Source organism: Mycobacterium sp. E2462, assembly GCF_001672685.1.
GTDB lineage: Bacteria > Actinomycetota > Actinomycetes > Mycobacteriales > Mycobacteriaceae > Mycobacterium.
Map to the genome: position 1 here is coordinate 1 of NZ_LZKC01000022.1, position 687 is coordinate 687.

Annotated in this window: 1 protein-coding gene; it reads left to right on the plus strand. The window is 75.3% G+C overall.

Annotation, left to right across the window (positions count from 1 at the left end):
* Positions 1-42: 42 nt before the first annotated feature.
* A partial coding sequence (locus A5714_RS01385) for an HAD-IC family P-type ATPase (protein ID WP_255396684.1) occupies positions 43-687 on the plus strand: 645 nt, incomplete at its 3' end.

Genomic DNA, 687 nt, shown 5'->3' on the forward strand with positions numbered 1-687 from the left:
CACCGCGGGGATCGTCATCAGGTCGTCGCGCACGGTGACGGCATCGGCAGTCTCCAGCGCCAGGTCGGCGCCGCCGCAGAGCATTTCAGCGAGCATCCGCTGGGCAACGCCATCTGCGCGGCCGCCCGCCGGCGGGGCCTCGCGGTGCCGCAACCCGACGAGTTCGTGGCGATGCCGGGCAGCGGGGTGCGCGCCGGCGTGGACGGCCACGTGGTCGAGGTGATCAGCCCGCGAGGGTTGGCTGACGACGCCGCCGTCGACGCGTTGCAGGCGGCCGGGGCGACCGCCGTCGTGGTGACCGTCGACGGCCGGCGGGTGGGCGTGCTCGGCCTCGACGACACCGTACGGCCGGACGCCGCGCACGTGGTGCGGGCCGTCGCCGCGCTGACGTCGGCTCCCCCGGTCGTGCTCACGGGGGACAACCGCCGGGCCGCGGCGCGCCTGGCCGCGCATCTCGGGGTCGACGATGTCCGCGCCGACCTGTTGCCCGACGGCAAGGTCGCGGCGGTACGCGAGTTCGAGGCTAGCGGCCTTCGGGTGCTGCTGGTCGGTGACGGCGTCAACGATGCCCCGGCGATGGCGGCCGCGCACGCGTCGATCGCCATGGGTCGCGGCGGCGCCGACCTGGCGCTGGAGACTGCCGATGCCGTCACCGTGCGCGACGACCTGATGACGATCCCCGCGGAT